Genomic DNA, 20604 nt, shown 5'->3' with positions numbered 1-20604 from the left:
GAGATGGATCACAATTCGGCCCAAATGGCCGAGTGACGCAGAGACCGAATGAAGCCCGAGACATGCCCAAGGGGTGCTGAGAGTGCTGGATGAGGTGGAGCGCTGGCTGGCAGACCGCTCCTGGTCCGCCGCCGACCGACCGCTCGACCAGCTGCTCGACCGGAAACGGGCGGCCGGGACGACGGTGAGCGTGGTGCTGCCCGCGCTCGACGAGGAGGCCACCGTCGGGGAGATCGTCGAGATCATCCGGCGCGACCTGATCGAGTCCCCGCCCGTCCCCCTGGTGGACGAACTGGTGGTCGTCGACTCCGGCTCCACCGACCGCACGGCCGAGGTCGCCGCCAAGGCCGGCGCCCGCGTCGTGCACCGCGACTCGATCCTGCCCCGCGTCCCGGCCCTGCCCGGCAAGGGCGAGGTGCTGTGGCGCTCCCTGCTCGCCACCACCGGCGACGTCGTCTGCTTCGTCGACGCCGACCTGCGGGACTTCGACTCCGCCTTCGTCTCCGGGATCGTCGGGCCGCTGCTCACCGACCCGCAGGTGCAGTTCGTCAAGGCCATGTACGAACGGCCCCTGGGCGACACCCCCGGCCAGGGCGGCCGCGTCACGGAGCTGGTGGCCCGCCCGCTCCTCAACCTCCACTGGCCCCAGCTGGCCGGCTTCGTCCAGCCGCTGGGCGGCGAGTACGCCGTGCGCCGCTCCCTGCTGGAACGCCTCCCCTTCCCCGTCGGCTACGGGGTGGAGCTGGGCCTGCTGGTGGACGCGCTGCACACGGTCGGGCTGGACGCGCTGGCCCAGGTGGACGTGGGGGTCCGGCTGCACCGGCACCAGGACGGGCAGGCCCTGGGCCGGATGGCCGCCGCGATCTACCGCACCGCGCAGCTGCGGCTCTCGCGCGGGCACCTGGTACGGCCGGAGCTGACGCAGTTCGAGCGGGGGCCGGACGGGTTCGTGCCGCGCACGTACGCCGTGGACACGGAGGAGCGGCCGCCGATGGCGGAGGTCGAGGAGTACGCGGGACGGCGCGTGGCGTGAGGGTGGGATGCGGGACGGGGCGGCCCGCGGGCCCCTACCCCTGACCACTACGTGACGAACCGGACATTTCCCGGACGTTTGAGCGAGCGGGCCCCGGGCTAGGTTCGCCACATGGCTTCCCCCGTGGCTTCCCAGGTACTCGTCGCCGCCAACCGCGGCCCGCTCTCGTACGCCCTCGACGCCGACGGCACCCTCAGCGCCCGGCGCGGCGGAGGCGGCCTCGTCTCCGGCCTCTCCGCCGCGCTCGCGGCCCAGCCGGAGGCCCTGTGGATCTGCGCGGCCCTGTCCGACGCCGACCGGGAGGCGGTCCGCCGGGGCGTCGCGGAGCCGGGCGTGCGGATGCTGGACATCGACCCGGCGGTGTACGACGACGCGTACAACGGCATCGCGAACTCCGTGCTCTGGTTCACCCACCACCACCTGTACGACGTCCCCCGCGAGCCCGTCTTCGACGCGGAGTTCCGGCGGTGCTGGGACTCGTACACCGCCTACAACCGGGCCTTCGCCGAAGCCCTGGCCGAGGAGGCCGCCGAGGGCGCCTGCGTCCTCGTCCAGGACTACCACCTCGCCCTGGTCCCGGGTCAGCTGCGGGAACTGCGTCCGGACCTGCGGATCGCGCACTTCACGCACACGCCCTGGGCGTCGCGGGAGTTCCTGGACATGCTCCCCGACGACATCAGGAGCGAGCTGGTGTGGGGGATGCTGGGGGCGGACCGGCTGGGATTCCACACCGGGCTGTGGGCGGTCAACTTCGTCACTGGCGCCAACCTGGACGACCGGCGCGGCATCGCTTCCCCGTACATGCCCAGGGACGGCTACGAGGGCGTCCACCACCGCAGGATGTCGGCGGACGGCCGGTACGGGGAGAAGCGGTTCACCACGGTGGCCGCCCACCCCCTGGGCGTCGACGGGGACGACCTGCGGGCGCTGGCCCACCGGCCGGAGGTCGACGACAAGCTCGCCGCGCTGCGGGCCGAGGTCGGCGACCGCAAGACGATCGTCCGCGTCGACCGCACCGAACTGTCGAAGAACATCCTGCGCGGCCTGCTCGCCTACCGCGAGCTGCTGACCACGCACCCCGAGTGGCGCGGCCGCGTCGTCCACCTGGCGTCCGCCTACCCGTCCCGGCAGGACCTCAAGGTGTACCGGGACTACACCGAGTCGGTGCGCGAACTGGCCGAGGAGATCAACGCGGAGTTCGGCACGGCGGACTGGCAGCCGGTCCTGGTCTCCGTCCAGGACGACTTCGCCCGCTCCCTGGCGGCGTACCGGCTGGCGGACGTGGCCCTGATCAACCCGGTGCGGGACGGCATGAACCTCGTCGCGAAGGAGATCCCGGTCGTCTCGGAGGCGGGCTGCGCGCTGGTCCTCTCCACGGGTGCGGGAGCGTACGAGGAACTCCGCGCCGACGCCCTGACGGTCAACCCGTACGACGTCACGGCGACGGCCGAAGCCCTCCACGAGGCCCTGACCATGCCGGAAGCGGAACGCGCGGAACGCACGAAGCGCCTGGCAGCAGCAGCCACGGCCCTCCCCCCGGCGGCGTGGTTCGAGGCCCAGCTGGAGGCGCTGCGGGGGTAGGGGCGGCTCGCGGTGCGGGCCGGCTATCTCCCCTCGAGGGGTGGGGGCGGGCGGTGGCTGCCCACCCGCCTCCCCGGGTGCGGGCTGGGGAGGCGGGGAGCGGGATCCCCTCGCCCCGCCTCAGGGAGGGTTGGGGGCTTCCCGTCAGTCCCATCGTCCTTCCGGTTCGGGCCGGTCCCTCAAGGGCGCTCCCTTCGGTCGCGTCGCTACGCGATGGCCTTCGGCCACCCTTGACCGACCGCCCCGAACCGGAAAGCCGAAAGACTGCCGGGAAACCCCCAAAGAAACGGCACGGTCCAAGGGCAAGGGACGGGTCCCTCAGCGAGGGGCGAGGGGCCGGGCGCCGGCCCGCCGGGCATCCGGGCCCTCAAGAGTTGCGATTCCGGGCCGGGGGCGCGGCTACCCGCACGAGAGGTTGATCAGCGCCCCCGGGGAAGCCGGGAGGCGCGTCAGATCGCTACGCGCTCCTCATGTCTCGGCGTCCGGCGGCCGTCATGAGCTGGTACCCGCACGAGAGGACGAACAGAGCAGCCCGGGAATCCGACAGGCGCGACAGATCGCTACGCGCTTCTCGGATCTCGGCGGCCATCGGCCGTCTGGGGCTGAGGACCGTGCTGGCGGGCTGTCAGACACCGATGATGTGCACGCGATCTCCGCAGAGCTTCGTCATGTCGTCGACATCAGAGGTGAGCAGGGCGACAGGACGCGGTTGTCGCAAGGCGGCCTCCGCCACAGCCGCATCGAGCGCGTACTTGTGGCCATGAAGGCCCGCCTCCATCAGCAGGACGGAAGCAGCCCTGGCTTCCTCTTCTCCGACCGGGATCACGCGGACACCGGAGAGGATCCAGTTCAGTCGAGTCTTGTTGGTGCCTGCGTGTACTGCCTCGATGATCGTCAACGCGCTGATCACGACTTCCATGCCACGACTGCGTGCTTCGGCGATGAGAGACACCACGGGCTCATCGTCGTTCAGCAACTTGGACAGCCCCTCGCTGTCCAGAACGAGAGTGCCCTCGCGGCTCAGCTTGCGGCGGGCCATTCCTTGCCCTCCGCGAAGATCTCATCGAAGACCTGACGGGCCGCGTGCTGGGATTCGGCCGAGAGAGGGCCGCGCCGCTGCTCGTAGTCGGCCAGGTACTCGTCAAGGATCTGCCCGCGCAGCTCACGCTCCACGGCCGCCGTCACGAAAGCCGAGAACTCGCGCTTGCCCACGCGCGCACGAATCGCCTCTGCCGTTCCCTCGGGCAGTGAGAGGCTCACTCGGGCGGCTGGCCCCTCGCCGATTCCGTACGTCGTCTCAGACACCCTTCCAAAGTATCAAAGATGTAGGAATCGGTTCCGGTAGCCGCCGGGGCCCGTCCGGCTCTGGTGGGTTCTTCTTCCGGGTCAGAGGAGCGCGTAGCGATCTGTCACGCCTGTCGGATTCCCGGGCTGCTCCGTTCGTCCTTGCGTGCGGGCATCAGCCCAAGGCGGTCGTCGGACGCTGAGATGTGAGGAGCGCGTAGCGATCTGATGCGCCTGTCGGCTTCCCCAGGGGCTCTGGTCAACCTCTCGTGCGGGTTGCCGCGCCCCTGGCCCGGAATCATGGATCTGGGGGCCGGATGCCCGGCGGGCCGGCGCCCGGCCCGCTCGTCCCATCTCTGAGGCGGCCGCTCCTCCAACGATGGACCGTGCCGTTTCTTTGGGGGTTTCCCGGCAGTCTTTCGGCTTTCCGGTTCGGGGCGGTCGGTCAAGGGTGGCCGAAGGCCATCGCGTAGCGACGCGACCGAAGGGAGCGCCCTTGACAGGCCGGCACGACACGGAAGGACGATGGGACTGACGGGAAGCCCCCAACCCGCTCTGATCCGGCCCCAGGGGCTACCGCCCGTCCGGCCCACCGGCCCGCAGACAGGGAGGCGGGTGGGCAACCCCCGCCCCGCCCCACCCCTCGAGGGGAGATAGCGGGCCCCCAGCACGAGCCGGCAAAGAGCCCGCCCGGGCCGTCAGCCCCGCAGCTTTCCCGCCAGTTGCGCCAGGAATGCCGATACGGCTGCCGGGCCCGGGAGGACCAGGTCGGCTCGGGCCGCGAGTTCGGGGACTTCCGCCGAGCCGCTGCAGACCAGGAGGCCCGGGAGGCCGTCGGCGCGGCGCTTCTCGACCGCCGAGTACGCCGCGAGGTCGCCCAGGTCGTCGCCCGCGTAGAGGACGGCCTCGGCTCCGCGTTCCGTGAGGAACTCGGTCAGTGCGACGCCCTTGTCCATGCCCGGCGGGCGCAGTTCCAGGACGGCGCGGCCCGGCTCGACCATCAGGCCGTGGCGAGCGGCGAGCTCCGCGAGGGGTTCGCGCAGGGCGTCGAAGGCCGCCGCCGGGTCTTCGGCGCGGCGGGTGTGGACGGCGAGTGCCTGGCCCTTCTCCTCGATCCAGGTCCCGCGCCAGGCGCCGATGGCGTCGAGGAAGCCCGGCAGCTCGGCCCGTACCGCGGCGACGCCGGGGTGTTCGGCGGGGGCGCGGACGATGCCGGTGACGGCGTCCCAGCGCTCGGCTCCGTAGTGGCCGAGGACGACGAGGTGCTCCAGTCCCGGTATCCCGGCGAAGCCGCCGTAGCGTACGGCGACGCCGGCCGGGCGGCCCGTGACGACGGCGACGGCGTCGACGCGGGGGGCGAGCTCGGCGAGGGCCGGTACGGCGTCCGGGTGGGCGCGGGCCTGGTCGGGGTCGGGGACGATCTCGGCGAGGGTGCCGTCGAAGTCGAGGGCGATGACGGCTCTGCGGGGTGTGCGGAGGAGGGCTTGGAGTCCCTCGCGTCCGGCTGCGGTGGCAGGCACGGGCATCGGCTGCGGATCATGCGGCTGGCTCCCCATACGGACGACCCTACCGGCGTGGCGCGGCCGCCGCCCAGGGTTCCCCCGGGGCCGCGCTACCGCCTGGCCCGCTGGGCCGCGCGGATGCGGCGGAGGCGGTTGACGGTGCCGGGGGCGTGGGCGAGGGCGCGGGGGTCGTCCATGAGGGCGTTGAGGAGCTGGTAGTAGCTGACGGGGGTGAGGCCGAGGGCCTCGCGTATCGCGCGTTCCTTGGCGCCGGGGCCGGGCCAGCTGCGGCCTTCGTAGGCGAGTACGGCGGCCTCGGCGGCGGTCAGCGGCCCGGGGGCCGCCTCCGCCGCCGCGCCGCCCGTGTCACCCGCCTGCCCGCCGTCCGTCATACGGCCAGATTAACGGCGCCCACCGACAGCGCTCGGGGGAAGGGTCAGCGTTCCCCGTCCGCCTTGCGCGCGGCGACGGCGATCTCCTCCAGGACCTTGGCGGGCTGTCCGCCCGGGGCGACGGTCTTGCCGATGTTCTGCTTGACGTCCTCGCTGACCTGGGCCCAGGACTTCTTGCCGACGGGGTAGAGCCTGGCGCTGGGCAGGGCGGTGAGGAAGGTCCTGAGCTGGGCGGCCGAGCCGCCGGTGCTGCCGGCCATGGCCCGGTAGCCGCTGGTGGTGACGGGCAGGAGGTCGTACTGGCTGGTGAAGGTGGTCACGTTCTTCGCGGAGAAGAGGTGGTCCAGGAACTTCCCGGACTCCTTCTTGTGGCCGTTCTTGAAGGCCATGACCCAGTCGGCGACGCCCATGGTGGAGTGGTCGGTGCCGTCGACGGTGGGCATGGCGACCATGCCGAACTTCACGCCCTTGCCGGCGGCCTGCTTCAGCAGGGTGGGGTGGCCGTTGAGCATGCCGACCTCGCCGCGCGTGAAGGCGTCGAAGGCGGCCTGGCGGTCGAGCTTGGCCGGTTCGACGGGGCCGGTGAGCTGCTGGCCGACCATCTTGTCGCGGAGGAACTCCAGCGACTTGACGTTCTCCGCGGAGTCGATCGAGTACGCCTCCTCGTTGTCGGTGTAGCCGCCGCCGCCCGCGAGCATCCACATCATCGTCTCGGCCTGGGCCTCTTCGCGGCCGAGCGGCAGTGCGAAGGGGGTGGGGACGTTGGCGGCCTTGAGCTTCTTGGCGGCGGCCTCGATGTCGGCCCAGCTCTTGGGCTGCCAGGGGGTGCTGCCGTCCTTGGGGATGATGCCGGCGTCGCCGAGGAGCTTGGTGTTGTAGAAGAGCAGCCGGGTGCTGGCGACGAAGGGCATCCCGTACTGGACCCGCTTGACCTTGCCCGCGTCGGCGAGGGGGGCGAGGAAGTCGGCCTCGGTGGTGACGGAGAGCAGTTCGTCGGCGGTGTAGAGCTTGCCGGCCTCGGCGTAGTCGGCGTAGGCGCCGATCTGGGCGATGTCGGGGGCCTTGCCGGCCTTGACCATCGCGGCGACCTTGGCGTCGACCTCCGACCAGGAGTAGACGCTGACCTCGACGTGGACGCCGGGGTTGTCCTTCTCGAAGGAGGTGGCGAGGTTCTTCCAGTAGCCGGAGGAGGAGTTCTGCGGATTGTCCCCGTAGTCGGCCGCCACGACCCGCAGGGTCACCTCGTTGTCCCCGGTGAGGCCGGACACGGTTCCGCAGCCCGCCAGTGTGGCCAGGGTCAGGCAGAGTGCGGCGCCGGTCGTCGCCGGCCTCAGGTAACGGCCCTTCACAGTTCTTGATCCACCCCAGGTTGTACGTACGATCCGACGTAAGGTCTACACCACTTTGGCGGCTCCTCCACATCCGGAACGGGGTGCGCCGCGGACTGTTTCCGGACTGTGTCCGTAAGGCGGTCCTGATTTGTATGGCCGGTCAACAATCCCCTCCAATGGACTAGACCTTTCCCCGCCGAGCACGCGAGACTGTCTGCTGTGAAACCCGTGAAACACGTCATCGCCCTCGATGTGGGCGGCACCGGGATCAAGGCCGCCCTCATCGGGGCGGACGACACCCTGCTGCACGAGGCACGCCGCGCCACCGGCCGCGAGCGGGGCCCCGACGCCGTCGTCGAGACGATCCTGGACTTCGCCGCCGAGCTCCTCGACCTCGGCCGGGAACGCTTCGGCACCTCCGCCTCGGCCGCCGGCGTCGCCGTCCCCGGCATCGTCGACGCCGAGCGCGGCACCGCCGTGTACGCGGCGAACCTCGGCTGGCGGGACGTCCCGATGCGCGACCTGCTCACCGCCCGCCTCGACGGGATCCCGGTCGCCCTCGGCCACGACGTCCGCACGGGCGGGCTCGCCGAGGGCCGCATCGGCGCGGGCGTGGGCGCCGAACGCTTCCTGTTCGTCCCGCTCGGCACCGGCATCGCCGGCGCCATCGGCATCGCCGGCCGCATCGAGGCCGGCGCCCACGGCTACGCGGGTGAGATCGGGCACATCGTGGTCCGCCCCGGCGGCCCCGCCTGCGGCTGCGGCCAGCACGGCTGTCTGGAGACCCTCGCCTCCGCCTCCGCCGTCAGCCGCGCCTGGGCCACCGCCTCCGGCGACCCCGACGCCGACGCCGCCGACTGCGCCAAAGCCGTCGAGTCCGGCGACGCGGCCGCCCGCGAGGTCTGGCTCGCCGCCATCGGCGCCCTCGCCGACGGCCTGGTCACCGCGATCACCCTGCTGGACCCGAGCACGCTGATCATCGGTGGCGGGCTCGCCGAGGCGGGGGAAACCTTGTTCACACCACTGAGGACGGCCGTCGAGGAGCGCGTGACGTTCCAGCGGCTGCCCGAGATCGTTCCGGCTGCCCTCGGGGACACCGCCGGATGCCTGGGCGCAGGGCTGCTCGCCTGGGACCTACTCGCCACGGAGGTACCGGCCTGATGTCCGGAAGCGCACAGAGCACCGTTCTCTCCGGCGCGAGGGTGGTGCTGCCCACCGGGATCGTGGCGGGCGGCCGCGTCATCGTGGAGGGCGCCCGGATCGCGGGCAGCGCCCCCGAGGACGCCGCGGTCCTCGACCTGTCCGGGCACTGGGTCGTCCCCGGCTTCGTGGACATGCACAACCACGGCGGCGGCGGCGCCTCCTTCACCTCCGGCACCGCCGAGGAGGTCCTCACCGGCGTACGCACCCACCGCGAGCACGGCACCACCACCCTCGTCGCCTCCACCGTCACCGGCGACCTGGACGAACTGGCCCGCCGCGCCGGGCTGCTCGCCGAGCTCACCCAGCAGGGCGAGATCGCCGGCATCCACTTCGAGGGCCCCTTCATCAACCCCTGCCGCAAGGGCGCCCACAAGGCCGACCTGCTGCGCGACCCCGACCCGGCCGAGGTCCGCAAGCTCGTCGACGCCGCGCACGGCGCCGCCCGCATGGTCACCCTCGCCACCGAACTCCCCGGCGGCCTGGACTCCGTACGGCTGCTGGCCGAGCACGGGGTCATCGCGGCGATCGGCCACACGGACTCCACGTACGACCAGACCCGCCAGGCCATCGACGCCGGCGCGACCGTCGCCACCCACCTCTACAACGCCATGCCCGGCCTGGAGCACCGCGCCCCCGGCCCGATCGCGGCGCTGCTGGAGGACGAGCGGGTCACCGTCGAGCTGATCAACGACGGCACCCACCTGCACCCGGCGATGCTGGAGCTGGCCTTCCACCACGCGGGCGCGCACCGCGTCGCGCTGATCACCGACGCGATGGACGCGGCCGGCTTCGGCGACGGCACCTACCACCTCGGCCCGCTGGAGGTGGAGGTCAAGGACGGCGTCGCCCGGCTCGTCGAGGGCGGTTCCATCGCCGGCTCGACGCTGACCCTGGACACCGCGTTCAAGCGGTCGGTGACGGTGGACCGGCTGCCCGTCGAGTCCGTGGTCCAGGCGATCTCGGCGAACCCGGCCAAACTGCTCGGCCTCTACGACGAGGTCGGCTCGCTGGAGCCCGGCAAGTACGCCGACCTGGTGGTCCTCGACGCCGCGTTCGACGTCAAGGGCGTCATGCGGCGCGGCGAATGGATCGTCAGCCCGCTGGACTGAACCGGCCTTTCATACGGCGCAAAGGGGGCGGCCCGCCCACGGGACTGGGATGGCCGCCCTCGATTTGGCATGATCCCGGCACACACCAAGACCGGGGCTGGCCATGATCCTCACCGTGACGCTCAACACCGCGCTCGACGTCACCCACCGGGTGCCGCGCATGCTGCCGCACACCTCCCACCGGGTCACCGGTGTCACCGAACGCGCCGGCGGCAAGGGCCTGAACGTGGCCCGGGTGCTCGGTGCGCTCGGCGAGGAGGTCACGGCGACCGGCTTCGCGGGCGGCCCCGCCGGGCAGACCGTGCGCGAACTCCTCGCCGGCGCACCCGGGGTGACCGACGCCCTCGTCCCCTGCGCGGGCACCACCCGGCGCACCCTGGCCGTCGTCGACGAGAGCACCGGCGACACCACCCAGTTCAACGAGCCCGGCCCGCTGATCTCCGCGGCCGAATGGGCCGCCTTCCTGGAGCGGTACGCCGAACTCCTCACCGGCGCCCGCGCGGTGGCCCTGTGCGGCAGCCTGCCCCCGGGCGTGCCGGTCGGCGCGTACGCGGTCCTCGTGCGGGCGGCCCGCGCGGCCGGGCTCCCCGTGCTGCTCGACACCAGCGGCGAGGCCCTGCGCCGCGGGGTCGCCGCCCGGCCGGACATCATCAAGCCGAACGCGGCCGAACTGGCGGAGCTGACCGGCGCCCGCGACCCGTTCCCCGCGACCCGTGACGCCCGCCGCCGGGGCGCCCAGGCGGTGGTGACCTCCCTCGGCCCCGCCGGGCTGCTCGCCGCCACCCCCGACGGCACCTGGGAGGCGGCCCCGCCCCGCCCGCTGCGCGGCAACCCGACCGGTGCGGGCGACTCCGCCGTCGCGGGCCTGCTCTCCGCCCTGACCGGGGGCCTGGACTGGCCCGAGCGCCTGGTCCGTGCGGTGGCCCTGTCCGCGGCCACCGTGCACGCCCCCACGGCCGGGGACTTCGATCCGCGCACGTACGAGGAGATCGCCCCGCAGATCAGGGCCGTGCCGGTGCCGGCCCCGTAGGCGCGCGGGAACGACGGAGGGGGAGACGCACCCGGTGCGCCTCCCCCTCGTGATGTCCGTCGCCGGCCGTCAGCCCCTGGCCCAGCCGGAGGTGAGGCGCAGCTGGTCGAATATGGCGTCGCACTGGTTGCCGGCCTCGCACGAGATCTTCATCGTGTTCGTGCCCTTCTTGAGGGTGACGAAGGCGTAGGTCCGGGTCCAGCCCTTGTCCCAGGCGCCCGCCTCGGCCTTGGAGAAGTTGGCCAGGTTCAGGGACTGCGTGGGCGACTGCCCGTTGACCGTCAGCGTGACCTTCGCGTCCTTGCCCGGCACCGCGTAGTTGACGTTCAGCGTGTAGTCGCCGGCCTCGGGCAGCTCGGCCGTCCAGGTCAGGGCGGCGCCCGTCTGGTTGAAGTTGCCGACGTACTGGCCGCCCGTGCTCTTGGAGCCGGCGACGCTGCTCTGGAGCGTCGCACCGCCGGTGAGCGCCATGCCGGCACCGGCGGCCTCGCCCTTGGGCAGCGGGGCCTTGGAGGGCTCGGGGGAGGCGCTCGTGTCGTTGTCGGGCTTCTTCGAGGGCTGCGCCGCCTGGGTCGGGCCGGTCGCCTGGTTCTTGCCGTCCTTGTCCTTGTCCTTGCCGAAGACCACGGCCGCGCCGATGCCGATGCCGACGGCCGCCACCACGGCGACCGCCGCGATCAGCAGGCCCCGGCGGCTGGAGCCGCCGCCGCGGCCGCCGCGGCGGGGCGGCACGCTCTGGCTCTGCGCCGTCTGCGCGGACGGCTGCTGCGGGACGCCGTAGCCGCTCGCCTGGAGGGCTTCGGGGGCCTGGTACTGGGCCTGGTAGGACTGCGGGGCCTGCTGCTGGGGAACGGCGCCGCGCTGGCCGCCGTACGTCCGCTCGCCGACCGTGCGCACCTGGTTGTACGAGGTCCGGGGGACGCCGGGCTGCGCTCCGGGCGGTCCGCCGGCCGTCGGGCCGGGGTAGCCGTATCCGCCGCCCTGACCGGGCGGGGTGGCTCCGGCGGCCTGGCCGTCCGCGTAGAGGTAGCCGAACGGGTCATCGTCCCCGGGCTGGTTGGCCCCACCGTGCGGGCCGTTGTTCGCGGGCGTCGTCATCGCAGGTCACTCCTTTCGACCCACGGGAGCCTACCCCGAACACGTGCGCACACGGGCGGCCCTCGGCCTCAGCCGGCCCGCCGGTGCGCCTTGGAACGGGACCGCTTCTCGATGTACATCCGCTGGTCGGCGGAGCGCAGCACCTCGTCCGCGGACATCCCGCAGCTGGCCCAGCCGATGCCGAAACTCGCGCCCACGCGGACCGCGCGGCCGTCGACCCGGATCGGCGGGATGATCGCGTTGCGCAGCCGTACGGCGAGGTCGGCGGCGTCGGCGGCGCCCAGGCCGTCGGCGAGGACGACGAACTCGTCACCACCCAGCCGGGCGACGGTGTCACCGTCCCTGACGCACGTCGTCAGGCGGCGGGCGACCTCGATGAGGACGGCGTCGCCGGTGTGGTGGCCGAACCGGTCGTTGATCGACTTGAAGCCGTCGAGGTCGCAGAAGAGGACGGCGAGCCCCTTCGTGCCGTCGTCGACGTCGGTGGCGGGCGCCACGGTGTGCACGTGGTGGTCGTACGGGCCGTCCGCGCTGCCCGGGAAGGCGCCGGGGAAGTCGAAGGCGTCGGCCGCCTGCCCGGGGGCGGGGGCGGGTGCGGCGGGGAAGCCGCCGTCGTAGGCGTGGTACTGCCCGGGGTGCTGCCCCTCGGGTGGAAAGCCGTGCTCGCCGGCACCACCCGCCTCGGGGCGGCCCTCGTACGCCGCGTCCAGCGCCTCGACCGCTCCGGCCCGTACGGACTGGGGGCGGCGACAGAGGCGCGCGCCGAGCCGGGAGCGCAGTTCGGCGCTGTTGGGGAGGCCGGTGAGGGAGTCGTGGCTGGCGCGGTGGGCGAGCTGGAGTTCGTGCCGCTTGCGCTCCTCGATGTCCTCGACGTGGGTGAGGAGGAAGCGGGGGCCGTCGGCGGCGTCGGCGACGACGGAGTTGCGCAGCGAGACCCATACGTACGTGCCGTCGCGCCGGCCCAGGCGCAGTTCGGCGCGGCCGCCCTCGGCGGAGGTGCGCAGCAGGGTGCCGATGTCCTCGGGGTGGACGAGGTCGGAGAAGGAGTAGCGGCGCAGCACGGAGGCGGGCCGGCCCAGCAGGCGGCACAGGGCGTCGTTGGTGCGCAGCAGCCGGCCGTGCTGGTCGCCGCCCATCTCGGCGATGGCCATGCCGCTGGGCGCGTACTCGAAGGCCTGCCGGAACGACTCTTCACTCGCGCGCAGCGCCTGCTGCTCGCGCTCGAGGCGGACGAGGGCCCGCTGCATGTTCGCGCGCAGCCTCGCGTTGCTGATCGCAATGGCGGCCTGGAAGGCGTACATCTGGAGCGCTTCGCGCCCCCACGCGCCGGGGCGGCGCCCGTTGCGCGGCCTGTCCACCGAAATGACACCCAGAAGTTCCCCGCCGGTCGCGTACATGGGGGCGTAGAGCCGGTCCTCGGGGTGCCACTCGTCCTGGAAGCGCGGATCGGGTCCGTCGGTGTGCCACTGGGGGACGTCGTCCTCCATCAGGACCCAGCCCTCGGTGTGCGGGATGAAGCGCAGGCCGTCCCAGTTCTCGCCCATGGTCAGGCGGCGTTCCCAGGCGGGGCGGGAGCCGACGCGTCCGGTGATCAGGGCCTCGGCGGCGGGGTCACCTGCGAAGGCGGCCACGACGAGGTCCCCGTCGGGGCGGACGAGGTTGACACAGGCGAGTTCGTAGCCGAGGCCCCTGACGATGCCGTCCACGACGGTCTGCAGGGTGTCCGCCAGGCTCCGGGCGGTGTTGAGCTCGGCCACCGCCTGGTGCAGCTGCCGCAGGGTCGCAAGACGGACGTACGGCTCCGACTCGGTCTCCATTGCTCGCTCTCCCCGAGACCTCGACAGCAACTCCAGGTTTGTCATCGGCGTTTCGTTGCGGTGTCCCGTCCACTGAATCACAGTGAGCTGTGCGCCAGGTACACAGGGTCAACAAATCTTGCCCTCTGTGACTCAAGTCACATGAGATGAAGAAGGGCCGCGCCGGAAGGGGCGCACGGAGTGGGAGCGCTCCCCTTCCTTCCCGGAAGCAAACGATACGCCCGGCCTAGGCCGCGGGGCGGGGACACGGCTCGGACCAGGGGCCGATGTGCGCCGCACGGGGGCGGGACTAGCGTTCGGTACGTGCCCAAGACGACCCCCGTACACCCGGCCCCCGTGCTCACCACCCCCCATCCTGAGGGGGTGAGCAACGACGAGTTCCGGGCCGCCATGTCCCGGCTGGCCGCGGGCGTGTGCCTGATCACCGCGCACGAGCCGCCCCTGACCGCGGACGGCCCGCGCGGCGAGGACGTCGGCATGACGGCCACCGCCTTCATGTCGGTCTCCCTGGACCCGCCGCTCGTCCTGGTCAGCGTCCGCGAGGGGTCCCGGATGGACGACCTGCTCGCCGAGCAGCCGCTGTGGGCGGTCTCCCTCCTCGCGGACAGCCAGCTCCAGGTGGCCGGCCGGTTCTCGATGAAGGGCCGGATCAGCGACCGGCTGCTGTTCGAGGGGCTGCCCCTCGTACGCGGCGCCCTGTCCGGCGCGCTCCTGCTGACCGGCTCGCTCGCCACCCTGGAGTGCCGCACCGAGTCCCGCGTCACCGCCGGCGACCACACCCTCGTCATCGGCCGCGTCCTCGGCGCCGGCCTGCCGGTCCCGGACGCGCCGCCGCTGACGTACTTCCGCGGCCGCTACCGCCACCTGGCCCCGTAGGAACCGGTCGCGCGCCGCTACCAGTCGCGCGAGCTGCGGTTCCGCTTGGTCTCGCCGCGGGCCTTCTTCTCCCGCAGGCGCCGCTCGTTGATGCCGCGGGGGATCTTCGTCGCCCGGCGCGGCTTCGGCGGCGGGGCCGTGGCCTCCGCCAGCAGCGAGGCCAGCCGGACCAGCGCCATCTCCCTGTTGCGCAGCTGCGAGCGGTGCTCGGAGGCCCGTACCGTCACCACCCCGTCCACCAGCCGCGACGCGAGCCGCTCCAGCGCCCGCTCCTTCCACACCTCCGGCAGCGCCTTGGTCGCCGCCAGGTCGAACGAGAGCTCCACGCGCGAGTCCGAGGTGTTGACGTGCTGCCCGCCCGGTCCGGAGGAACGCGAGAACCGCCAGGCGAGCTCCGCCTCGGGGAGAACGACGGAACCGCGGATGACATGGGGACCAGGCATGGCCCTATGATCGGCCCCCGCCCGCGCCGCCGTCACCCGCATTTCCGCGTCCTGGAACCTCCGCGCCCCCTCGCCGCGTTATGAAGGGCAGCGGTAACTTGACCCCACATCGCGGTCAAGCGTCGAGGAAGGACACCAGTCAAAATGGCAGTAAGCCTGTCCAAGGGCGGCAACGTCTCGCTCTCGAAGGAGGCCCCCGGCCTCAGCGCCGTCACGGTAGGCCTCGGCTGGGACGTGCGCACGACGACCGGTGTCGACTTCGACCTCGACGCCTCGGCCATCGCGGTCAACGCGATGGGCAAGGTCGTCTCCGACGGCCACTTCGTCTTCTTCAACAACAAGTCCACCCCGGACCAGACCATCGTCCACACCGGCGACAACCGCACGGGCGCGGGCGCGGGCGACGACGAGGCCATCAACGTGAACCTCGCGGGCCTGCCCGCCGACGTCGACAAGATCGTCTTCCCGGTCTCGATCTACGACGCCGAGAACCGCAGCCAGAACTTCGGCCAGGTCCGCAACGCCTACATCCGCGTCGTGAACCAGGCCGGCGGCGCCGAGATCGCCCGCTACGACCTCTCCGAGGACGCGGCCACCGAGACCGCCATGGTCTTCGGCGAGCTCTACCGCAACGGCGCCGAGTGGAAGTTCCGCGCCGTCGGCCAGGGCTACGCCTCCGGCCTCGTCGGCATCGCCCAGGACTTCGGCGTCAACGTCTGACCCGCGTCCCACCGAGCCGAAGCCCCCTGCCCGGCCGCGTCCGGGAGGGGGCTCCGGCTTCGCCGCCGGCCACCCGGGGGCCCGACCGGGCGGCCCGACCCGGCGGCCACGGCCACGCCCGCGGCCTACGCCTTGGGGCGCCCCTCCCCGTACAGCCACACGTCCCACACCTTCTTCAGGTCGTGGCCCGTGCGCCGCTCCGCGTACGCCGTGAAGTCCGCGGTGCTCGCGTTGCCGTACCGGTGGTCGGCGACCCAGCCGCGCAGCAGGTCGAAGAACTTCTCGTCCCCCACCTCCTGCCGGATCCGGTGCAGCACCATCGCACCCCGGTAGTACACCGGCGCGTCCGAGACGTGGCCGGCACCGGGCGGCGCGGCGGGCGGGAACGCCGCCCAGTCCCCGCCGGCCTGGTCGTCGACCGAGGTGTCACCCGTCAGGAACGCCTCGAAGCGGCGCTGTGCGCCCACCCCGCCGTGGTCCTCGGACCACAGCCACTCCGCGTACGTGGCGAAGCCCTCGTTGAGCCACATGTCCTTCCAGGTCTTCGGCGACACCGAGTTCCCGAACCACTGGTGGGCCATCTCGTGCACCACGAGACCCTCGTCGGGCGCGCCCGAGTAGACGGGCTTGGTCTGCGTCTCCAGCGCGTACGCGAGGGTCCGCGCGGGCATCACGATCGAACCGGCGGTACCGAAGGGGTACGGGCCGAACCGGGCGCCGCCCCACTCCACGACCTCCGGCAGCCGCTTCAGCGCCGCCCCGCTGCCCGCCGCCTCACCGGGAGCGACGGCCTGGTACACCGCGACCCCCGACGGGGTCCGCCCGGTGCTCACCTCGAACTTCCCGATGGCCACGGTCGCCAGGTAGCTGGCCATCGGCTCCGGGCTGTGCCACGCGAACTCCGTCCGCCCGTCCCCCACCTCCCGGCGGGAGCGCAGCTGCCCGTTGGACACGGCCTCGTACCCGTCCGGGACGGTGACCGTCACGTCGTACGCGGCCTTGTCGCTCGGGTGGTGGTTGCCGGGGAACCAGCCCATCGACCCGACCGGCTCGCCGACGGCGACCGCACCGTCCTCGGTGGTGATCCAGCCCTCGCGCGCCCCGTCGGGATCGACGACGGGCTTCGGCCGGCCGGTGTAGTCCACCCTCGTACGGAAGACCTCGCCCTTCTTCAGGTCCTTGGCCGGGCGCACCGTCAGCTCGTTGCCGGTCCGGTTGAACCGCGCCCCCGCGCCCTGCACGTCCACGGCCTCGACCTTCAGCCCGCTCAGGTCGAGGTTGAAGGAGCTGAGTCCCTGCTCGGCGCGGGCGGTGATGACGGCCGTGCCGTGCAGCCGGCCGTCGGCGGGGTCGTAGGCGAGGTCCAGCGCGTAGTGCTCGACCTGGTAGCCGCCGTTGCCCGCCCGCGGGAAGAACGGGTCCCGCAGCCCGGACGCACCGGGCCGCCCCTGCACCGTCGCGCCCGTACATCCCGTCGCGAGGACGAGGAGGGCGGTGACGGCGGGGACGGCCAGGCGCTTGAGTTCCACGCCCCGATCCTAAGGAGCGGAGCCCGCACTCACTGCTGCAGGGACTCCACGCCGGCCTTGGCGAACTTCTCGTCCAGGTCGCCGCTCGGGGCGCCGGCCACGCCGATGCCGGCGACCGGGGCGCCGTTCGCCTGCACAGGGGCGCCGCCGCCCAGGAAGAGGGTGCCGGGGATGTCCTTCAGGTTCGGGGCCTGCGCGAGGCGGCCCACGAGGACGGAGGTCGGGGCGTTCCAGGACACGGCGGTGAAGGCCTTGCGCTGCGCCGACTCGTAGGACTGCGGGCCCGCACCGTCGCCGCGCAGGGTGACGATCGTGTTGCCGTTGCGGTCGACGACGGCCACGGTGACCTTCTGGTTCTCCTTCTCCGCGGCCTCCAGCGCGGCCTGCGCGGCACGGGTGGCGGCGCCGATGGTGAGGTGCGTGGAGGTGGTGAAGTTCTTGTCCGAGTCCTTCTTGGCCGGCGCGGCCGGGGTGGCGCTGGCGGTGACGGCGCCGAAGGTCCCGGCGCCGAGGACGACGGCGAGGGCGGTGCCGGTGAGGACGCGGGTGCGGGTGTTCATGTCAGCTCCTGGTGGGTCGTCGGCTTGGCTCCCCCCAAGCCTCGCCCCGCCCCCCGCCCCGGGCCGTCCCCGTACCGGCTGAGCCCGGCGACCGCACCGGTTGACCCGGGGGTCATCCGATCGGCCGATGCGGCGGGCCCGGCCGCCCGCTTGGCTGTCCCCTACCCGCCCTTCGCCCGCTCCCCGGGGCTCCGCCCCGGACCCCGTACGGGCGCTCCGCGCCCGTCGCCTCAAACGCCGGCGGGGCTGTTCACAGCCCCGCCGGCGTTTGAGGCGCGGGGGTCTGGGGGCGGAGCCCCCAGGGAACCCCGCGCAGCGGGACACCCGTACCCGCCCGGCCAGGGCAGAGGCAGTATGGACACCACAGCCCCACCCCCAGGAGCCACGCAGTGACCCGGGCACCCGACACCCGCACCCTCGCCACCGTCATGCACACGGCGTTCTTCCTCCTGCTCGGCGCCTCGGTGGCCCGCTTCCTGCTGCGCCACCCCGGCGAACCCCGCACCCCCTGGGTGATCTCCCTCGGCATCGCCCTCGCCCTGCTGTACGTCCTCGGCCCCGCCGTCGGCGTCACCCAGGCCGCCCACGCCACCGACCGGCCGGCCCCCACCCTGCGCCGCAGGCTCTGGCTCGGGCTCGTCGTCGCCACCTGGGTGGTCCTCGTCGTGCTCGCCCCGAGCTTCGCCTGGTGCGCCGTACCGCTGTTCTTCACCGCCCTGCGCACCCTCCCCCCGCGCGCCGCCGTGGCCCTGGTCGCCGTACTCACCGTCTTCGTCGTCGCGGCCCAGATGAAGCTCTCCACCGCCTTCGACCCCAACCTCCTGCTGGCCCCGCCCGCCATCGCCGCCCTCGCCACGGCCGTCTTCGTCCACATGGAGCGCCAGGCCCGCGCCCAGCGCGCGCTGATCGACGACCTGATCCGCACCCGCCGGGAACTCGCCGCCACCGAACGCCGCGAAGGCACCCTCGCCGAACGGCAGCGGCTGTCCATGGAGATCCACGACACCCTGGCCCAGCACCTGTCCAGCCAGCAGATGCTGCTCCAGGCCGCCGACCGCACCTGGGACAGCGACCCGGCCACCGCCCGCGCCCACGTCCGCACCGCCAACGGCATCGCCGCCCGCGGCCTCGCCGAGGCCCGCCGCCTCGTCCACGACCTGGCCCCGCCCGAGCTGGACAACGGCGCCGGCCTCGCCGAGGCCCTGCGCGCGCTGGACGCCGGGCCCGGCGTCGAGGTCCGCTTCCACCTGGAGGGCGTACCGGCCCTCCTCCCGGACCGCACCGAGTCGGCCCTCCTGCGCATCGCCCAGGGCGCCCTGGCCAACATCCGCGAGCACGCCCACGCGCACACCGCCGCCCTCACCCTGAGCTTCCTCGGCGACCAGGTGGTCCTGGACATCGCGGACGACGGCGCCGGCTTCACCGCCGCCGCCTCCGACCCCGGCCGCGGTCACGGCCTCCCGGCCATGCGCGCCCGCGTGCGCCAGCTGGGCGGCAGCCTGACGATCGAATCCACCCCCGGCGAAGGCACCGTCCTCTCCGCCTCGATCCCCCTGGAGCCCGCCGGATGACGACGATCCTCCTCTGCGACGACCACGTGGTGGTCCGCGCCGGACTCCTCGCGCTCCTCGGCAGCGAGCCGGACATCGAGGTGCTCGGCGAGGCGGGCAGCGGCGAGGAGGCGGTCGCGCTGGCCGCCAAACTCCGCCCGGACGTGGTCCTGATGGACCTCCAGCTGGGCGAGGGCATCGACGGCGTCGAAGCCACCCGCCGCATCACCGCCCTCCCCGGCCCGCCGCACGTCCTGGTCCTCACCACGTACGACACGGACGCGGACATCACCCGGGCGATCGGCGCGGGCGCGACCGGCTACCTGCTGAAGGCGGAACGCCCCGAGGAACTGTTCGCCGCCATCCACTCGGCGGCGGCCGGCCGCACCACGCTGTCCGCACCCGTCGCGAGCCGGGTCATGGCCCACATGCGCGGTACGCGGCCCACCCTCACCGACCGCGAACTCGACATCCTGGGGCAGCTGGCCCGGGGCCTGGGCAACCGCGACATCGCCCGCGCGCTGTTCATCAGCGAGGCCACCGTCAAGACCCACCTGGGCCGCATCTACGACAAGCTCGGCGTCGACACGCGCGCGGGCGCGGTGGCGGTGGCCAAGGAACAGCGCCTGCTGCCCTCCTAGACCGTGTCCGCGTCCGCAGCCGTGCCCGGGCCCGCGTCCGCGGCCCCGGCCGCGGCGCGCTCGGCCAGCCTCAGCCGCCACTGCTCCATGACCCCGCGCAGGGACTCGTTCACGAGCGTCAGCAGCTCGACGGAGGACTCGAAGCGGGCCCCCGCCGGAGTCGAGGCCCCGAGGATCTCGGCCCCGCGCTGCGACGCCGCCACCAGGACGTCGTTCATCTGCGCGGCCGAGAGCAGCGACCGCAGCCAGAGCTGGTCGTCGATGGCGTAGCGCTCGCGGCGCGCCCCGGGAGTCCGTTCCCGCCTGAGCATCCCCTGCCCTTCGAGCCAGGCGACGGCGTGCGAGACGGACGCCGGGCTCACGTGGAGCCGCTCGACCAGCTCGGCGGCGGTGAGGGCGCCCGAGTCGGTGGTGTAGAGGCAGGCCAGCACCCTGGAGACCATCGGCGGCAGCCCCTGCCCGGCCAGCAGCCCGGTGAAGGACTCGGTGAACTCCCGCACCGCCCGCGGGTCCCGCCCGTGACCGGCGTCGGGAACCGGCGGCGCCGCCGGACGCACCTCCTTGCGCCGCCGCGCACGGTGCCGCGCGGCCTCCTGAGCCCGGTCCGCGCCGTAGCCCCCGGGGCCACCGTTGCGGGTGACCTCCCGCATGACGGTCGAGGCGGGCCGGGCCATCCGGCGGCCGATCTCCGCGTATCCGAGGCCCTCGGCCAGCCAGGTGGCGATGTGCCGGCGTTCCTCGCCGGTGAGCCGTCCTCCGGGCATCGGTGCTCGTCTCCCCTCGTCGACAGCCGCAGTATGCATCCACCCCCACCCCATTGCAATCCACCCTCCGACACCCCATTGCGTTCACCCCCAGAACCATTGCAACACTTACCCCAACTTCCATCACCACCAGCAAAATCA

General features: G+C 73.0%; 20 protein-coding genes. 9 read left to right on the top strand and 11 right to left on the bottom strand.

Annotated features, from left to right (window positions below; translation table 11 throughout):
• The first annotated feature begins 82 nt into the window (after window positions 1–82).
• A complete protein-coding gene (locus D1J60_RS19190; RefSeq protein ID WP_125821911.1) occupies window positions 83–1033 on the top strand; it encodes a glucosyl-3-phosphoglycerate synthase in 951 nt (316 codons plus the stop codon).
• 111 nt (window positions 1034–1144) lie between these two features.
• Window positions 1145–2614: a trehalose-6-phosphate synthase gene (locus D1J60_RS19185; protein ID WP_125821910.1), complete on the top strand. Its 1470-nt coding sequence runs from the start codon at window positions 1145–1147 to the stop codon at window positions 2612–2614.
• 625 nt (window positions 2615–3239) lie between these two features.
• On the opposite strand, the gene D1J60_RS19175 is transcribed toward D1J60_RS19185, so the two are convergent.
• The 5 genes from D1J60_RS19175 to D1J60_RS19155 form a co-directional block, all read right to left on the bottom strand.
• Window positions 3240–3653, bottom strand: a complete 414-nt coding sequence (locus tag D1J60_RS19175) for a DNA-binding protein (RefSeq protein ID WP_125821909.1) — start codon at window positions 3651–3653, stop codon at window positions 3240–3242.
• Window positions 3635–3919, bottom strand: coding sequence for a hypothetical protein (locus D1J60_RS19170; protein WP_007265548.1), 285 nt, complete (start codon window positions 3917–3919; stop codon window positions 3635–3637). The genes D1J60_RS19175 and D1J60_RS19170 overlap by 19 nt, the downstream gene beginning before the upstream one ends.
• Window positions 3920–4596: 677 nt before the next feature.
• Window positions 4597–5454: a trehalose-phosphatase gene (gene otsB / locus D1J60_RS19165; RefSeq protein WP_125821908.1), complete on the bottom strand. Its 858-nt coding sequence runs from the start codon at window positions 5452–5454 to the stop codon at window positions 4597–4599.
• 56 nt (window positions 5455–5510) lie between these two features.
• The gene (locus D1J60_RS19160) at window positions 5511–5792 is read right to left on the bottom strand and encodes a DUF3263 domain-containing protein (RefSeq protein ID WP_125604044.1); all 282 of its coding nucleotides are present in this window, start codon (window positions 5790–5792) and stop codon (window positions 5511–5513) included.
• Window positions 5793–5836: 44 nt separating this feature from the next.
• The gene (locus D1J60_RS19155; protein ID WP_125824095.1) at window positions 5837–7126 is read right to left on the bottom strand and encodes an extracellular solute-binding protein; all 1290 of its coding nucleotides are present in this window, start codon (window positions 7124–7126) and stop codon (window positions 5837–5839) included.
• Between the two features lie 225 nt (window positions 7127–7351).
• Here D1J60_RS19155 and D1J60_RS19150 point away from each other — a divergent pair, with 225 nt between their 5' ends.
• The 3 genes from D1J60_RS19150 (at window position 7352) to D1J60_RS19140 (ending at window position 10465) form a co-directional block, all read left to right on the top strand.
• Window positions 7352–8284, top strand: coding sequence for an ROK family protein (locus tag D1J60_RS19150; protein ID WP_125604046.1), 933 nt, complete (start codon window positions 7352–7354; stop codon window positions 8282–8284).
• Complete coding sequence (gene nagA / locus D1J60_RS19145; protein ID WP_125604043.1) at window positions 8284–9435, top strand: N-acetylglucosamine-6-phosphate deacetylase; 1152 nt, start codon at window positions 8284–8286, stop codon at window positions 9433–9435. The genes D1J60_RS19150 and nagA overlap by 1 nt, the downstream gene beginning before the upstream one ends.
• 103 nt (window positions 9436–9538) lie before the next feature.
• On the top strand, window positions 9539–10465 hold the full coding sequence (locus D1J60_RS19140) for a 1-phosphofructokinase family hexose kinase (RefSeq protein ID WP_125821907.1): 927 nt from the start codon (window positions 9539–9541) through the stop codon (window positions 10463–10465).
• A 69-nt stretch (window positions 10466–10534) separates the two neighbouring features.
• Here D1J60_RS19140 and D1J60_RS19135 read toward each other — a convergent pair whose 3' ends face one another.
• Together D1J60_RS19135 and cdgB are read right to left on the bottom strand one after the other, a co-directional pair.
• Window positions 10535–11563, bottom strand: a complete 1029-nt coding sequence (locus D1J60_RS19135; protein ID WP_125821906.1) for a CBM35 domain-containing protein — start codon at window positions 11561–11563, stop codon at window positions 10535–10537.
• 68 nt (window positions 11564–11631) lie between these two features.
• The gene (gene cdgB, locus D1J60_RS19130; RefSeq protein ID WP_125821905.1) at window positions 11632–13380 is read right to left on the bottom strand and encodes a diguanylate cyclase CdgB; all 1749 of its coding nucleotides are present in this window, start codon (window positions 13378–13380) and stop codon (window positions 11632–11634) included.
• Between the two features lie 303 nt (window positions 13381–13683).
• Here cdgB and D1J60_RS19125 point away from each other — a divergent pair, with 303 nt between their 5' ends.
• Window positions 13684–14256, top strand: coding sequence for a flavin reductase family protein (locus tag D1J60_RS19125; protein ID WP_241253318.1), 573 nt, complete (start codon window positions 13684–13686; stop codon window positions 14254–14256).
• A gap of 17 nt (window positions 14257–14273) precedes the next feature.
• On the opposite strand, the gene arfB is transcribed toward D1J60_RS19125, so the two are convergent.
• Window positions 14274–14699 (bottom strand): alternative ribosome rescue aminoacyl-tRNA hydrolase ArfB, encoded by a 426-nt coding sequence (gene arfB / locus D1J60_RS19120; protein ID WP_125821904.1) that lies wholly within the window; start codon window positions 14697–14699, stop codon window positions 14274–14276.
• A gap of 144 nt (window positions 14700–14843) precedes the next feature.
• On the opposite strand from arfB, the gene D1J60_RS19115 reads away from it, so the two are divergent.
• Entirely contained in the window at window positions 14844–15419 is a 576-nt protein-coding gene (locus D1J60_RS19115; protein ID WP_125603209.1) for a TerD family protein, read from the top strand.
• Between the two features lie 125 nt (window positions 15420–15544).
• Here the strand turns inward: D1J60_RS19115 and D1J60_RS19110 are convergent, their stop codons facing one another.
• Both D1J60_RS19110 and D1J60_RS19105 read right to left on the bottom strand, forming a co-directional pair.
• Entirely contained in the window at window positions 15545–16948 is a 1404-nt protein-coding gene (locus tag D1J60_RS19110; RefSeq protein WP_125821903.1) for a M1 family metallopeptidase, read from the bottom strand.
• A gap of 29 nt (window positions 16949–16977) precedes the next feature.
• Entirely contained in the window at window positions 16978–17508 is a 531-nt protein-coding gene (locus tag D1J60_RS19105; RefSeq protein ID WP_125603215.1) for a heme-binding protein, read from the bottom strand.
• Window positions 17509–17936: 428 nt separating this feature from the next.
• Here D1J60_RS19105 and D1J60_RS19100 point away from each other — a divergent pair, with 428 nt between their 5' ends.
• Window positions 17937–19079, top strand: a complete 1143-nt coding sequence (locus tag D1J60_RS19100) for a sensor histidine kinase (RefSeq protein WP_241253580.1) — start codon at window positions 17937–17939, stop codon at window positions 19077–19079.
• Complete coding sequence (locus tag D1J60_RS19095; protein WP_007265532.1) at window positions 19076–19699, top strand: response regulator transcription factor; 624 nt, start codon at window positions 19076–19078, stop codon at window positions 19697–19699. The genes D1J60_RS19100 and D1J60_RS19095 overlap by 4 nt, the downstream gene beginning before the upstream one ends.
• Here D1J60_RS19095 and D1J60_RS19090 read toward each other — a convergent pair.
• Window positions 19696–20463, bottom strand: a complete 768-nt coding sequence (locus D1J60_RS19090) for a helix-turn-helix domain-containing protein (protein WP_125821901.1) — start codon at window positions 20461–20463, stop codon at window positions 19696–19698. The genes D1J60_RS19095 and D1J60_RS19090 overlap by 4 nt on opposite strands.
• Window positions 20464–20604 lie beyond the last annotated feature (141 nt).

Source organism: Streptomyces sp. W1SF4 (genome assembly GCF_003950035.1).
GTDB classification, from domain to species: Bacteria; Actinomycetota; Actinomycetes; order Streptomycetales; family Streptomycetaceae; genus Streptomyces; species Streptomyces racemochromogenes.
This window is presented reverse-complemented; position numbering and strand designations above follow the sequence as displayed.

Bases quoted from the DNA above. Each gene is read 5' to 3' on its own strand.
- D1J60_RS19185 (WP_125821910.1), top strand. From the start codon at position 1,145: ATGGCTTCCCCCGTGGCTTCCCAGGTACTCGTCGCCGCCAACCGCGGC.
- D1J60_RS19175 (WP_125821909.1), bottom strand. From the start codon at position 3,653: ATGGCCCGCCGCAAGCTGAGCCGCGAGGGCACTCTCGTTCTGGACAGC.
- otsB (WP_125821908.1), bottom strand. From the start codon at position 5,454: ATGGGGAGCCAGCCGCATGATCCGCAGCCGATGCCCGTGCCTGCCACC.
- D1J60_RS19160 (WP_125604044.1), bottom strand. From the start codon at position 5,792: ATGACGGACGGCGGGCAGGCGGGTGACACGGGCGGCGCGGCGGCGGAG.
- nagA (WP_125604043.1), top strand. From the start codon at position 8,284: ATGTCCGGAAGCGCACAGAGCACCGTTCTCTCCGGCGCGAGGGTGGTG.
- D1J60_RS19140 (WP_125821907.1), top strand. From the start codon at position 9,539: ATGATCCTCACCGTGACGCTCAACACCGCGCTCGACGTCACCCACCGG.
- D1J60_RS19135 (WP_125821906.1), bottom strand. From the start codon at position 11,563: ATGACGACGCCCGCGAACAACGGCCCGCACGGTGGGGCCAACCAGCCC.
- cdgB (WP_125821905.1), bottom strand. From the start codon at position 13,380: ATGGAGACCGAGTCGGAGCCGTACGTCCGTCTTGCGACCCTGCGGCAG.
- arfB (WP_125821904.1), bottom strand. From the start codon at position 14,699: ATGCCTGGTCCCCATGTCATCCGCGGTTCCGTCGTTCTCCCCGAGGCG.
- D1J60_RS19115 (WP_125603209.1), top strand. From the start codon at position 14,844: ATGGCAGTAAGCCTGTCCAAGGGCGGCAACGTCTCGCTCTCGAAGGAG.
- D1J60_RS19105 (WP_125603215.1), bottom strand. From the start codon at position 17,508: ATGAACACCCGCACCCGCGTCCTCACCGGCACCGCCCTCGCCGTCGTC.
- D1J60_RS19100 (WP_241253580.1), top strand. From the start codon at position 17,937: ATGCACACGGCGTTCTTCCTCCTGCTCGGCGCCTCGGTGGCCCGCTTC.
- D1J60_RS19095 (WP_007265532.1), top strand. From the start codon at position 19,076: ATGACGACGATCCTCCTCTGCGACGACCACGTGGTGGTCCGCGCCGGA.
- D1J60_RS19090 (WP_125821901.1), bottom strand. From the start codon at position 20,463: ATGCCCGGAGGACGGCTCACCGGCGAGGAACGCCGGCACATCGCCACC.